Here is a 13,303-nt window from a genome sequence, read left to right on the forward strand (position 1 = left end):
CTCCAGGGCTGATGGAGCAAAGGGAGTGTCCCGCGATCACGACTGCGACACGCACCGGTGACAGTGCGGCCGTTGCTCCCTCGCGGCGACAGCCACATGGTTCACGACATGCACCTCGATGGCAAGAGTTGTTCATTTCACGCAGGTAACGAACATCTAAGGACATTGAAAAGCCTTGCCCGAAGTCGCCTCCGATCTCACGGAAACCCGTAATCGGGCACGTCAGAGGCATAGGACAGGCACAGGGAGAGCGCAGAGAGGGGCCGACAAGGGTGCAGATGGGACGTGCGAGAGGTTCGATGTTGATCACCGAACCTCTCGTCGGTCGGTTGATCACTGCTCAGGATGCGCCATCGTGCTCGATTTTGTGCTGATGGGCACAGAATTCAACATTCTCAAGCAGAGGCTGGTGAGCCCGTATGGGCTCTCGCGTGTCCAGGTCCGACTCGGCCGACTCGCCGGATCGGCCGTATCGCCGGAAGTGCCGTCGCCGTACTGGCTCCTGCTGTCGGTATCGCCATGTCCGCGACTGCCACGGCGGAGGCCGACGAGGACGGCTGAGGGGCACCCCCGACACCGCCGAGGACACCGGCCCGGCCACCGTCGTCGGGACGTGCCACCGGCGCACCGGCGCGGGCCGGGTGCACAACGAGACCGGACACCCGGTGGAACCGCGCGGCCGCACCGGCAAGGCCGATCAGCGGTGCGCCGCGCCCCGCGCCCGGTCCCGCCGGACGGGCCGGCGTCGCCTCACACGGCGATGACGGTGACTCCGGCCTCCGTGAAGCGGGCGGTCGCCTCGGGCGTGATCCCCTTGTCGGTGACCAGGAAGTCGACCTGCCCCAGATCGCAGACCCGGGCGAAGGCCCGCTTGCCGATCTTCGAGGAGTCGGCGGCCACGACGACCCGTTGCGCCCGCTGGGCGAGCAGCCGGTTGATGCTGGCCTCGCCCTCGTGGTGGACGTACGCGCCGCGCTCGGTGTCGATGGCGTTGACGCCCAGCACGGCGACATCCAGCGTGATCTCGCCCAGCACCCCGCTGGCCAGCGGGCCGGTCAGCTCGTACGACTGCGGCCTGGCCACTCCGCCGGTCACCACGATCTTGATCTGCGGCCGGATCACCAGCTCGTTGGCGATGTTGAGGGCGTTGGTGACCACGGTCAGGGTCGGCTGGCCGCCCATGTGGGCCGCGCTGTCGCCGACGACGTCGGAGCGCACCGCCAGCGAACGGGCCACCTCGGTCAGCGTCGTGCCGCCGGTCAGCCCCACCACCTCGCCGACCGCCACCAGTTCGGAGACCGCGCGGCCGATGGCCTGCTTCTCCGGGGCGTGGCGCCCGGTCTTGTAGCGCAGGGCCAGTTCATAACTGACGCCGTGCGCCACCGCGCCGCCGCGGGTGCGGGTGAGCAGCTGCTGCTCGGCGAGCTGATCCAGGTCACGGCGGATGGTCGCGGCCGAGACGTCCAGCGCGGTGGCGGCGTCCTCGACGTCCACCCGGCCGTTCTTTCCGACAAGCTCCAGCAGCGCGTTCCACCGGGCATCCCTGGACAAGGCAACTCTCCTTACGTACCCGGGCTTCGGGCACCCATCCCCTTGGGTACGGTCACCGGACACGCGCAAGCGTCGCACAAGGCTCCGCCCAGTCAAGCCTTCTGCAAACAGAATGCTTGATAATGCTCGCAGGTCGCGTATAACGTGCGCAAACGAGCATCCCACTACGAGTACGGAGTGCAAAAGTGTCATTTGTCGAGATCGAGACAGCCAGTCAGCCGGAGTGCTGGCGTCGCGCCGCCGAGCTGGCCCGGACGCAGTCGGCCGCTCTGCCCGCCACCGGCGAGCGCATCGCGGTCGTCGGCTGCGGCACCTCGTTCTACATGGCTCAGGCGTACGCCGCGCTCCGCGAGGGGGCCGGTCAGGGCGAGTCCGACGCCTTCGCCGCCTCGGAGTTCCCGTTCGGCCGGGGCTACGACCGGGTCGTCGCCCTCACCCGCTCGGGAACCACGACCGAGGTGCTGGAGCTGCTCGGCCGGCTGCGTGGTACCACCCGCACCGTGGCCATCACCGCGGACCCGAACACCCCGGTCATGACGGGCGCCGACGATGTCGTCGTGCTCGACTTCGCCGACGAGCGGTCCGTCGTGCAGACCCGGTTCGCCACCACCGCGTTCACCCTGCTCCGCGCCCACCTGGGTCTGCACACCGAGGACGTGGTGCGCGACGCGCAGACCGCGCTGGCCGAGCCGCTGCCCGAAGGCCTGGTGGACTGCACCCAGTTCAGCTTCCTCGGCCGCGGCTGGACGGCGGGGCTCGCCAACGAGGCGGCGCTCAAGATGAAGGAGGCGTCGCTGTCCTGGACCGAGTCGTACCCCGCGATGGAGTACCGCCACGGTCCCATCAGCATCGCCACCTCGGGCACCGCGACCTGGATGTTCGGCGCCGCCCCCGAGGGCCTCGAGGAGCAGGTACTGGCGACCGGCGCCCGCTGGGTGGAGAGCGGGCTGGACCCGCTGGCGGAGCTGGTGCGCGTGCAGCGTCTGGCGGTCGCCCGCGCCATCGCCCGCGGTCTGGACCCGGACAGCCCCCGCCACCTGACCCGCTCGGTCGTGCTCACGGACGCCTGACCGGCCGGTGCACATCGTCGAGCGCACATTCGGTGATCCCGGCGAAGGCGCTCGCGAGGCTGCTCGCGGAACCCCTCGTGAAGCCCTGTACCAGGGCGTTCGCGAGGGGTTTCTCGCACGGCCCGCGGGCGGGCCGGTACCCGGCTGCGAGGTCGGGGTGCTGGTGCTGTCCGGGTCCAGCGGACGCATCGAGGAGGAGCGGTGCAGGCTCCTGGCCCGGGAGGGCATGGCCGCCCTGTCGATCCGCTGGTTCGGGGGCCCCGGACAGCCGCCGGGCATCTGCGAGGTCCCGCTGGAGACGTTCGAGTCCGCGATCGGGGTGCTCCGCGCGGGCGGTGCGCGGCGGATCGGCGTCCTCGGCACGTCCAAGGGCGCGGAGGCCGCCCTGCACCTGTCGGTGCTCCTGCCCGGTGTCGACGTCGTGGTGGCGCTCTCGCCCACCTCGGTGACCTGGGCGAACGTGGGCCCCGGCCGGGACGGTCGAGCCCGGCCGTACCGGTCCTCCTGGACCTGGCGGGGCGAGCCGCTGCCGTTCGTCCCCCTCGACGACTCCTGGGCGCCGGTGCCCGCAGGGCCCGAGGGCGGTCCCGTGGCCGTCCTCGGCTGGTACGAACAGAGCCTGCGGACGTATGCCCGCCGCGTCGACGCGGCGGGCATCCCGGTGGAGAGGTCCGGTGCCGACCTCGTCCTGGTCGCGGGCGGCGACGACAGGATGTGGCCCTCGCTGCGATCCGCCGAGGAGCTGGCCGCCCGCCGCAGGGCGGCCGGGCTGCGCGTACGGGTCGTCAGCGGCCCCGACGCGGGTCACCGCCCACGGCTGCCGGGCGAGGGCCCCGCACCCGCCTCCACACAGTTCCTGTACGGAGGTTCGACCGCGGCGGACGCGGCCCTCGGGGCGGCCGCCTGGCCCCACGTACTCGGCGCGCTGCGCGGCACACACGCTCCGAGCGTGCGCGGGGCGGCCGGCGGTGCGTGAGAGGGCCGGCGGGCTTTCCGTCCGCCGGCCCGGACCCTCCCACGGCACCGCCGCGGTCAGGACTCCTCGAAGTAGGCGTCCAGAACCTCGTCGAGGTCCGCCGCCCACTTCTTGAGGCTGCTCCTGGCCGGTGCCTCGACCTCGGCGTTGAACCACCGGCGGGTCGACATGTGGACCGTCACGGTGAACCGGCGGCCGAACCGCGGGGTCTTCACCTCGACCGCGCCGACCTCGTCCCACCGGAACTCGGCCTCCTGGTCGTCCAGCCGGAACCGGACGCCCTCACGGTCCACGGTGATCGAACCGCGGCGGTCGCTCACCTCGAACGAGGGTCCGTCCTCCGCGGGGGCCTTCCCCGCGTCGGACCCGGCTTCGGCGGCGTCGGCCTCCCGCTCCTCCGCCCCTTCCGGCACCGTCCCGTCCGGCACGCCCTGTTCCGGCACGGCCTGTTCCGGCACCGCCTGCTCCGGCTGCGTCTGTTCCGGTTCTGTCTGCTCCAGGTCTGTCTGCTCCAGGCTCGAATCCGGCTTCCCGGCCGTGACGGGGGCCGTGAGACCGGGGATGAACGCCGGGTCTGTCCCTGCGGCGTATCCGGGCTGAGTGTTCGGATCTATGCGCTGCTCCACGGCGGGCAGTATGGCCGACGAAACTGTGCCGGGCCAGCGAGCCCGCCGCCGAACGGCCGCGGGAGCCGCCGGAGAACGAGGTATATGACGCCGATGGGGCTACGACACCGCGCTCCGCGCCGCCAGGAGTTCGCTCACCTGCTCCAGCGGAAGCGCCGGTACGTGGTGTCCGGCCCGGCCGGTCATCGAGTGCGCGCCGGTGAGCACGTTGAGCACCGCTTCCTCCACCGACTCGACCACCGCTCCGTAGAAGGGGTCCATCCGGCCCCAGGGAACGAAGCGCATCGACTCGTACGGCGCACTGCCGTCGTCCTCGGGGAACGTACTGGTCAGCGCGGTCGGGTTGGCCGTGGAGAAGGCCAGGAAGAGGTCTCCGGAGAAATGGCTGCCGGTGGTGCCGGTACGCGCCAGGCCGAGCGTCACCCGACGGGCCAGCGCCTTGCACTGCCCCGGCAGCAGCGGAGCGTCGGTCGCCACCACCACGATCACCGAACCCGCGCCGGGCGGCACCGGGCGCTCCCCGTCGGGCTCCGCCACGGGGGCCGGCGCCCCGACCGGGTCGGTCAGGTCCCGGCCCACCGGAACACCGGCCACCACCAGTTCGCGCCGTGCCCCGAAGTTCGCCTGGACGAATACACCGACGGTGTACCGGTCCTCGCCGTACTCCACCACGCGCGACGCGGTGCCCGAGCCGCCCTTGAAGCCGTAGCAGCGCATGCCCGTCCCGCCGCCGACGCATCCTTCCTCGACCGGGCCGGACGCGGCCGCCTCGATCGCGGCGGCCGCGTGCCGGGACTCCACGGCCGGACCGTGGATGTCGTTGAGGTGGCCGTCCCAGGTCTCCGTGACGACCGGCAGCAGCCACTCGGGCGCCATGCCACGGCAGTTGGCGCGCACCCACTCGACCACGCCACGGTGCACCGGGCCGACCGCGTACGTATTGGTGATGACCACCGGAACGGCGAGCGAGCCGCTCTCCTCGATCCACGCGGTCCCGGTCATCTCGCCGTTGCCGTTGAACGAGTGCCAGCCGGACGCGCACGGGGTGCCCACCCCGTCCCGGCCGCGCGGCAGCAGCGCGGTCACTCCGGTGCGTACGTCGTCGCCGTCGACGAGGGTGACGTAGCCGACCTCGACACCGGGCACGTCCGTGATCGCGTTCCACGGACCCGGCTCGCCGGTCAGGGGAATGCCCAACTCACGTGCGCGCTTGCGGTCTTCGCCCGGGTGATCTCCGCTCATGCGGACAGAGGTTACGGGAACACCTACCCGCCGGACAGCCCCTGGGTGCCGGGGGCGTTCCCGATGACGATCGCGGTCAGCAGCAGCCCCTTCCCGGACATCCAGCGGCCGTGGAAGGTGGTGGGGACGGCCGGCACCCCCGCTCCCGGCACCGGCTGCAGGTCCGGGGCCAGCAGTGCGGCGGTGAAGCTGCCGTCGAGGCGCAGCTCGATGTCGGCCTCCTCGAAGCCCAGCCAACGGTGGGTGAGCGGGAACCACGCCTTGTAGACCGCTTCCTTCGCGCTGAACAGCAGCCGGTCCCAGTGGATCACCGGGTGCTCCAGGCGCAGTTCGCGCTCGCGCCGTTGCTCGGTCGGCAGGGCGATGCTGTTGTGCACGTCGCCGGGCAGCGGCGCGTTCTCCTCGGCGTCGATGCCGACGGTGAGGACATCCGGCCGGCGGGCCACGGCGGCGGCGCGGTAGCCGTTGCAGTGGGTCAGGCTTCCGACCGTGTTCTCCGGCCAGATCGGGGCACCCCGTTCGCCCTTGAGGACGGGGACGGGAGCGATGCCCAGCGAGCCGAGCGCGCGGTGGGCGCAGTGCCGCGTCGTGGTGAACTCCTTGCGCCGCTTCGCCACGAAACCGCGGGTCAGCTCCTCCTCGCCGGGCAGCAGCACGGCGTCGGGCAGGTCGGAGAACGCCTCTGCCACCGCTACCCGGGACGGCAGGATTTCCTCGATCATCATCTCCCCTTACCGGCTGGACTCCCCCATCCTGCCTGGTGCCGGGCGTTCTCCCCACCTTCCGATGGCACGAACGCCGACTCCACAGTGTCGCACCGGACACGGCCCCGCCGTCAGCGCCCTCTTCGCCATCCTCCGCCTTCCTCCGCCTTCCTCAGGACTCGGCGGGCCCCGGCCGGCGGATCCGCATGGCGCACCGGTCCACCAGGATCGCCGAGGCGGCGACGCCGCCCGTTCCCCTGCATCCGGGCGCACCCGGGCAGGCGCCCCGGCGGCAGGCCCGGGAGGAACCAACTGTCCTGATCCGAACCGGCGTTCAGCAGAAGAGCGCTGCACACCTTCCCTTCGCCGGGCCGCAACCCGGTCGCGCCTCGCCCGGTTTACGGGCGGACGCCGGCCGGCGTCCCGGTCAGGGCGGTGGCGACGGTCTCCAGAACCTCGATGGGGCGCAGCAGGTCCGCGTAGCCGATCGGCGGCCTGCCCGTGCGGGCCATCTCCAGGAACGCTTCGAGGCCGGGCACGCAGTAGTCCGCGCCCGGGACGAGGGTCTGCTGGGCCATGCCCTCCCGGGTGAACGTCATCGCGTGGAAGGGGATCTGGTCCGTGCTGCCCGGCTTGACGAGATTCACGACGACGCGGGTGCCGCCGGCCGTGAACGACACGACGACCGTGGTGTCGGTGACGTCCGTACGGACGCCGGAGATCTCGCCGGGGGCGAGCCGGAGGGCGATGTCCACCGCGTGAATGCCGTAGAAGAAGATACCGCCGTGGTCGCCGGCCGGATCGGCGGGCCCGGAGACGACGACCAGCTCCGGCCTCCCTCCCGCGACCGAACGGGCCGCCAGCGCTTCGGTGCCGGGAAGCCACCGGAGCGCCGAGGAGGAGGTGAGCGGCGCTCCATGGGCGCGCGCGGTGTCGATCAGGGCCCGGGCGTCCTCGACGGTGCGGGCGAGGGGCTTGTCGACGAATACCGGAAGGCCCTCGGCCAGAAAGGGACTCGCCTGGTCCCGGTGGCGTGCGCCGTCGCGGTCCGCGACGACGACGGCGTCGACCAGGCCCAGCAGCCCGGCGGGCTCGTCGACGATCTCCGCGATCCCGCCGGTGGCCGCCAGCGCGTCGTTGCGCCGGCCGCGCCCACCGCTGAGCGCCACGACGCGTGCGTCGCCGGCCGCCCCGTCGGCGTTGAGGTGGCGCACGATCTGGTCGACATGGCTGTTGTCGGTGCCGACGATCCCGATGCGCATCCGGAGAGCTCCCCTTCGAGGTGACGGGCCCGGAACCACACCCTCCCGGGCGTGAGGGGCGCCCCTTGCGCAGCGCGGCACCGAGTCTCCCACGGGGGACGAACGGGGCACGCGGCGGCGTCCCGGTCCGGCTGCCCCCTGCCGGTTCCCCCGCGCGGAGGGCCCGTCCGGCGCCTCGTTCCGGCGCGGCCCGGATCGAGACCGTGACCCGCCCGGGGTCAACCGCCGTGGTCGGCTCCGACATGGAACCTCGTCAGCGCGAAGAGGATCACGAGGTCGAGTGCCATGACGGGGATGGCCCACGCCGGGTAGTACGGAACGAACATGAACTGTGTGATCAGACTGATTCCCGCCACAGCCACACCGGCCCCGCGGCCCCAGCTCTTGTTCATCAGGATCGCCAGGCCGGCGACGACGAGCGCCACACCGACCACGAGGTGGATCACACCCCAGACCGTGAGGTCGAACCGGTAGGCGTACCGGGTCGAGGCGGCGAACAGGTTGTCCTCTGCGATACCGGACGCACCCACGAGAATGCTGAGCGGCCCGCTGAGCATCAGCAGGGCCCCGGCCACCTGGGACGCACCGTCGATCTTCGCGCTGCCGGACCCCCTGTGCCCCGGCGGCGTCCTGTTCGGTATCGCTGTCATGTCCGTAGCCTTCCTGTACAGCGTGGCCACCGACGCTCCCGGCCCGTGCGAAGACAGCCACGTTCCTCTGCCAGGATCACCGCAATTTCCTGGTGCCGCCACCGGACCCCGCCGTATATGGGGGCGCGGCGGCTCACCGTCGGGCCCGGTACCCGGAATGCGTCCCGGAGCGTGCGACGGAGAAATGGATGACCCTCGGATCAATGCACGGAAATCCCCCCTGCCGTGTTCGACGATCTGACCTGAATCCCTCCATCGCATTGGCCGATGCCATATATTTCGATGCGCAGAACGAACACACGTCCGAACGGCGGGGCAACTCATCGGGAATGACCGTGCGTTGCCTTCCGTCGCGCGAGGGGGATCAACCGTGACCGCACAGACATCCGGAGCATCCGAGGGAGTTCCCGAGGAAGGATCGGGCCATCTGTCCCGCCGTACTCTGCTGCATCGTTCAGGTGCCGTCGGGCTGGGAACCCTGTGGTTCGCGGGCGAGCTCGGCAGGGGTGCCGTCGCCCACGCCGACGGGACTCCGGCCGGCCACGAGGCCACCGGCGGCCTCGTCCGGGTCGACACCCATGAGAGCGCCAACCTGTGCGTCGCGCTGTCACCGGACGGCCGGACGCTCGCCATCGACGCGCTCAACGCGATCTGGCTGATGCCGGCCGCGGGCGGTACGGCACGCCGGCTCACCGATGATTCGCTGGACGCGACGCAGCCCCACTGGGCGCCGGACGGAAAGAGCCTGGTCTTCCAGTCCTTCCGCTCGGGAACGTACGACCTGTGGCGCGTCGGCGCCGACGGCTCCGGGGCACGTCGGCTGACCACCGGGGACGGGTACGACCAGGAGCCCAAGTTCTCTCCCGACGGCCGCTGCGTCGCGTTCGCCTCGGACCGGGACAACGCCGCTCGCATCGAGATCCTCGACACGGCGACGGGTGCCCGGCGGGCGATCACCCGGGAGGACCGGAACCTCTCGATGCCGACCTGGTCCGCCGACGGGCGACAGGTGGCGTACGTCGCGGACCAGGGTTCGATCGAGTCGGTCGACGTGGCCACGGGAACGGCCCGGACGCTGCTGACCGGCCCCGCGGACGCCGCGCTGTACGCCCCGTCGTTCGGGCCCGACGGCCGGCTCGCGTACATCAGGGTCACCGGCGCTCGCGCCGAGCTCATGCTCGGGGACCGGGCCCTGACGAAGGACGAGGACGTCTTCCCGCTCGCACCGGTCTGGCTGCCGTCCGGCGAGCTGCTCTACACCGCCGACGGCCGGATCCACCGGCGGGCCCTCGACGGAGGCGGGCGTACCGAGGTCCCGTTCACCGCCACGGTCGAGGTGCGCCGGGTGGACCACGGAGCCCGGCAGGGACCCGACCTGACCGGCGGCCGCCCCCAGGACGTCCTGGGCATCGCCGACCCCGCGCTCTCCCCCGACGGCCGGAAGATCGCCTTCCGGGCGTTGAACGCGCTGTGGCTGCTCACCGGCGCCGAGCGGCCCGTCAAGATCGTCGCCGACGGCTACTACAACTCCTCCCCCGACTGGGCGCCCGACGGCCGGTCCCTCGTCTACGTCAGTGACCGGGCGGGTACCGCGAACCTGTGGCGGTACGACATCGCGAAGGGCATCTCGGAGCGGATCACCGATCTGCCGAACGCCCAGCTCGCGCCCCGCTGGTCACCGGACGGCTCCCGCATCGCGTACCAGGACGAGAGCGGCGCGAACTGGGTGCTGACCCTGGCCGACGGTTCGGTCACCCAGGTCACCCCCGCGCTCTACCAGCCCGGCCCGGCCGCGTGGTCGCCCAACGGCCGGATCCTGGCGCTCGCCGCGGCCGCCCCGTACTCCCGGCGCAGCCTCAACGGTGTCAACCAGATCCTCACCGTCGACCTGACCACGAACGAACTGCGCTACCAACCGGTGGCGCCGGAACATTCGCTCTCCACCCGCAACGGCGACGGCCCGCTGTGGACGCCCGACGGAACGCATCTCGTCGTCGGCATCGAGAGCCAGGCGTGGAAGGTCCCGGTGGACACGGCCGGCCGGATCACCGGCGAGCCGGTGCGGCTCACCGACGAGATCGCCGACTCCCTGTCCGTCGCCACGCGCACCGGCACGCTGCTCTACCTGTCGCTGGGCCGGCTGCGCGCGGTGGACCTCGACGGCGGCACTCCGCGCACCGTGCCGACCCGGCTGTCCTGGACCCGCCGTCCCGCTCCGACCGGGCGGACCGTGGTGCGTGCGGGCGCGGTGTGGGACGGTACGTCCGGCTCGCTGCGGCACGGCGCCGACGTCGTTCTGCGGGGCGGCCGGATCGAGGAGGTCGTGCGGCGCGGGAGCGTGCGGGGCGACCGGGTCGTCGACGCCGCGGACCTCACCGTCATGCCGGGCCTGATCGACACCCACAACCACTGGCACTGGCGAGGCCCCCAATGGGGCGACCGGCAGGGCCGCGCCTGGCTCGCCTACGGCGTCACCACCAGCCGCACCCCCGCCGACCCGTCCTACCAGATGGTCGAGACGCGCGAGGCGCTGGCCGCCGGGGCCAAGGTCGGGCCGCGCTACTTCGGCTCCGGTGAAGGCTTCGAGGGAACCCGCGGACGCCACCACGTCATGCGGCCGGTCCTCTCGCCCGAGCAGTTGGACCGGGACATCCAGCGGGCCCTGGCCCTCCGCTACGACCTGCTGAAGTCGTACATCCGGCTGCCGCTGGAGTACGAGCGGGAGGTCGTGGCCCGCGGGCACGCCGCCGGTATCCCCGTGACCTCGCACTACCTCTACCCGGCGGCCCGTACCGGCCTGGACGGCATGGAACACACCGGGGGCGGCAACCGCCTCGGCTACTCACGGACGCTGAGCTTCGCCGCCGGGCGGTCGTTCCAGGACTCGGTGGACCTGCTCGTGGCGAGTGGCATGTGGATCTCCACGACGACACTGTTCGCCTCCGAACTGTTCGTCGAGGACCGTTCGCTCATCGAGGACGAACGGACGCGGGTGCTGTACCCCGACTGGGAGTACGGCCGGCTGGTCCAGAAGGCCGAGGACGCGGCGTCGGGCGGCGCGGATGCCCAGCTCAATCACGCCTGGACCGTCGGGGACTGCGACATGCTGCTGCGTGTGCAGCGGGCCGGGGGCCTGGTCGTGGCGGGCACCGACTCGGCCCTGGACGACATCGGCATCAGCATCCACCAGAACCTGCGGATCATGGTGAAGTACGGCTTCACCCCGCGCGAGGCACTGCTCACGGCCACCGGGAACGCCGCACGGGTCCTCGGTCTGGGAGACCGGCTGGGCAGGGTGGCGCCGGGCCACCTGGCCGACCTGGTGTGCGTCGCGGGGGACCCGCTCACCGACATCGACGCGGCGGCGGCGGTGCGCCGGGTCATGGTCGGCGGCCACCCGTACGACGTACCGGAGCTGCTCGCGCCGTTCCGTCCGTCCGCCACGGCCACCGGCCGTACCGCGCCCCGCAACACGGTCGGGGCCGCGGCGCCCAGTGCGCGCAGGAATTCCGCCCACTACTGGCACGAGGCGGAATGGCAGCACGTCGGCTGCTGCCGCTCCCGCTGATTTCCCGCACACCGGTGCACAGGTTCCGGGACCGGCTTCCACCGGTCCCGGAACCGCATCGGGAAAAGGGCCCCCGAATCAGTTCACCTGTCGTTCGCGTTCGGCCCAGAAATCCTTGCGGAGTTCTCGCCTGAGTATTTTTCCGCTGGGATTCCGCGGAATCCGCTCGATGAACTCGTAACCGCTCGGGGACTTGAAATCGGCGAGCCGTCCCTGGAGGTGGAGTTTCAGTTCCCGGGGGGTGGCCGCCTTTTCCGGACGCAGCACGACGAAGGCCCGCACCGCCTCGCCCCAGCGTTCGTCGGGCACCCCGATGACGGCCGCCTCGGCCACTGCGGGGTGGGTGCACAGCGCGTTCTCCACCTCCGCCGGGTAGACGTTCTCACCGGCGACGATGACGGTGTCCTTGAGACGGTCGCACACATAGACGTAGCCGTCCTCGTCGAGGTATCCGGCGTCCCCGGTGTGCAGCCAGCCGTCGGCGAGGGTCTCCTCCGTCGCCTCCTTCATGTTCCAGTACTCCAGCATCGCCGCGGGCGTACGCAGACAGATCTCCCCGACGGCACCGGGCTCCAGGACGCCACCCTTCTCGTCGACCACCTGCACCGAGACGCCGGGGTACGGGCGGCCCGCGGCGCGCAGCCGCGGGCTGCCCGGGCGGTGGTCCGAGGGCGGCAGGCACAGCGCGGTGTTGCCGCTCTCCGTGAGTCCGTACAACTGGCCCAGCTGGCAGCCGAGGACTTCCATGCACTGGAGCATCAGCGTCTCGGAGATCGGGGACCCCCCGTAGGTGACCTTGCGCAACGACGCGAAGTCGGCGGGTCCGACGCCGCGTTCGGACACCATCATCTGGAGCATCGACGGCACGGCGCAGGTGGTGGTGACGCCCAGCTCCCGGATCAGCCGCACCGCGTCGTGCGGGGTGAACATGCGCATGGCCACGCTGGTCACTCCGGCGTTGAACGCCTGCATGGCCCACCAGATGCCCGCCACGTGGAAGCCGGGGATGCTGATCAGGCTGATGTCCTGCGGGCGCCAGTCGATCCAGTCGAGTCCGTGCTCCGCGAGCAGATCGCGGATCGCGAAGAAGCTGCGGTGGGCGAGGACGACGCCCTTGGGCAGACCCGTGGTGCCGCTGGTGTAGATCTGCGTGACCGGGTCGTCGGGCGCGGCCTCGACGGCGAGCCCGTGATCCGGATGGCCGGCCTTCCACTCCCGGAAGCCGGCGCCCCGGTCGGAGCCGCCGTCGAGCCCGACGATCACGGGGCGGGCGGGCAGCTCCGCACGGATCCGGGCCGCGATCTCGGCGTACTCCCTCTCCACGAAGAGGAGTTCGGCGCCGGAGTCGCGCAGGATGTGCTCCACCTCTCCCGGGCTGAGCCGCCAGTTGATCGGGACGAGAACGGCTCCGGTCTTGGCGCAGGCGAAGAAGATCTCGTAGTAGTCCTCGGACTCCTTGCCCAGGTAGGCGACGCGGGAGCCGCGCCCGGCGCCGGCGGCGAGCAGGGCGCGGGCCGAACGGTTGCTCTCCCGGTGCAGCTGCTCGTACGTGACCTCCCGGCCCTCGCAGTTCACGGCGGTGCGCCGGGGGTGGTGGGTCGCGTGGAACGCCACCGTGTCGGCGGCGGTTCTGAGGTTCGGGTAATACATGCGG

The 13,303-nt window shown here is 71.6% G+C and carries 10 protein-coding genes; 3 read left to right on the forward strand and 7 right to left on the reverse strand.

The features are described 5' to 3' along the window. Positions 1-750 precede the first annotated feature (750 nt). A complete protein-coding gene (locus tag ACWCPY_RS11540; protein ID WP_451264107.1) occupies positions 751-1,551 on the reverse strand; it encodes a DeoR/GlpR family DNA-binding transcription regulator in 801 nt (266 codons plus the stop codon). Between the two features lie 185 nt (positions 1,552-1,736). Between ACWCPY_RS11540 and ACWCPY_RS11545 the strand changes: the two genes are divergently transcribed. Further along, entirely contained in the window at positions 1,737-2,621 is an 885-nt protein-coding gene (locus ACWCPY_RS11545; protein WP_451264108.1) for an SIS domain-containing protein, read from the forward strand. A gap of 163 nt (positions 2,622-2,784) precedes the next feature. Further along, a complete protein-coding gene (locus ACWCPY_RS11550) occupies positions 2,785-3,597 on the forward strand; it encodes an acyl-CoA thioester hydrolase/BAAT C-terminal domain-containing protein (protein WP_451264109.1) in 813 nt (270 codons plus the stop codon). A 56-nt stretch (positions 3,598-3,653) separates the two neighbouring features. On the opposite strand, the gene ACWCPY_RS11555 is transcribed toward ACWCPY_RS11550, so the two are convergent. The 5 genes from ACWCPY_RS11555 to ACWCPY_RS11575 form a co-directional block, all read right to left on the reverse strand. Next, entirely contained in the window at positions 3,654-4,223 is a 570-nt protein-coding gene (locus ACWCPY_RS11555; RefSeq protein ID WP_451264110.1) for a hypothetical protein, read from the reverse strand. Between the two features lie 99 nt (positions 4,224-4,322). Then, positions 4,323-5,465: a DmpA family aminopeptidase gene (locus ACWCPY_RS11560; protein ID WP_451264111.1), complete on the reverse strand. Its 1,143-nt coding sequence runs from the start codon at positions 5,463-5,465 to the stop codon at positions 4,323-4,325. A 23-nt stretch (positions 5,466-5,488) separates the two neighbouring features. Beyond that, positions 5,489-6,187: a 4'-phosphopantetheinyl transferase family protein gene (locus ACWCPY_RS11565; protein WP_451264112.1), complete on the reverse strand. Its 699-nt coding sequence runs from the start codon at positions 6,185-6,187 to the stop codon at positions 5,489-5,491. 380 nt (positions 6,188-6,567) lie between these two features. Further along, positions 6,568-7,431: a Gfo/Idh/MocA family protein gene (locus tag ACWCPY_RS11570; RefSeq protein ID WP_451264113.1), complete on the reverse strand. Its 864-nt coding sequence runs from the start codon at positions 7,429-7,431 to the stop codon at positions 6,568-6,570. A gap of 218 nt (positions 7,432-7,649) precedes the next feature. Next, positions 7,650-8,081 (reverse strand): DUF7144 family membrane protein, encoded by a 432-nt coding sequence (locus ACWCPY_RS11575; protein WP_451264114.1) that lies wholly within the window; start codon positions 8,079-8,081, stop codon positions 7,650-7,652. A 370-nt stretch (positions 8,082-8,451) separates the two neighbouring features. On the opposite strand from ACWCPY_RS11575, the gene ACWCPY_RS11580 reads away from it, so the two are divergent. After that, positions 8,452-11,649: an amidohydrolase family protein gene (locus ACWCPY_RS11580; RefSeq protein WP_451264115.1), complete on the forward strand. Its 3,198-nt coding sequence runs from the start codon at positions 8,452-8,454 to the stop codon at positions 11,647-11,649. Positions 11,650-11,727: 78 nt separating this feature from the next. On the opposite strand, the gene ACWCPY_RS11585 is transcribed toward ACWCPY_RS11580, so the two are convergent. Continuing rightward, positions 11,728-13,299, reverse strand: a complete 1,572-nt coding sequence (locus tag ACWCPY_RS11585) for a fatty acid--CoA ligase (protein ID WP_451264116.1) — start codon at positions 13,297-13,299, stop codon at positions 11,728-11,730. Positions 13,300-13,303: the final 4 nt, after the last annotated feature.

Source organism: Streptomyces sp. NPDC002403 (assembly GCF_053593015.1).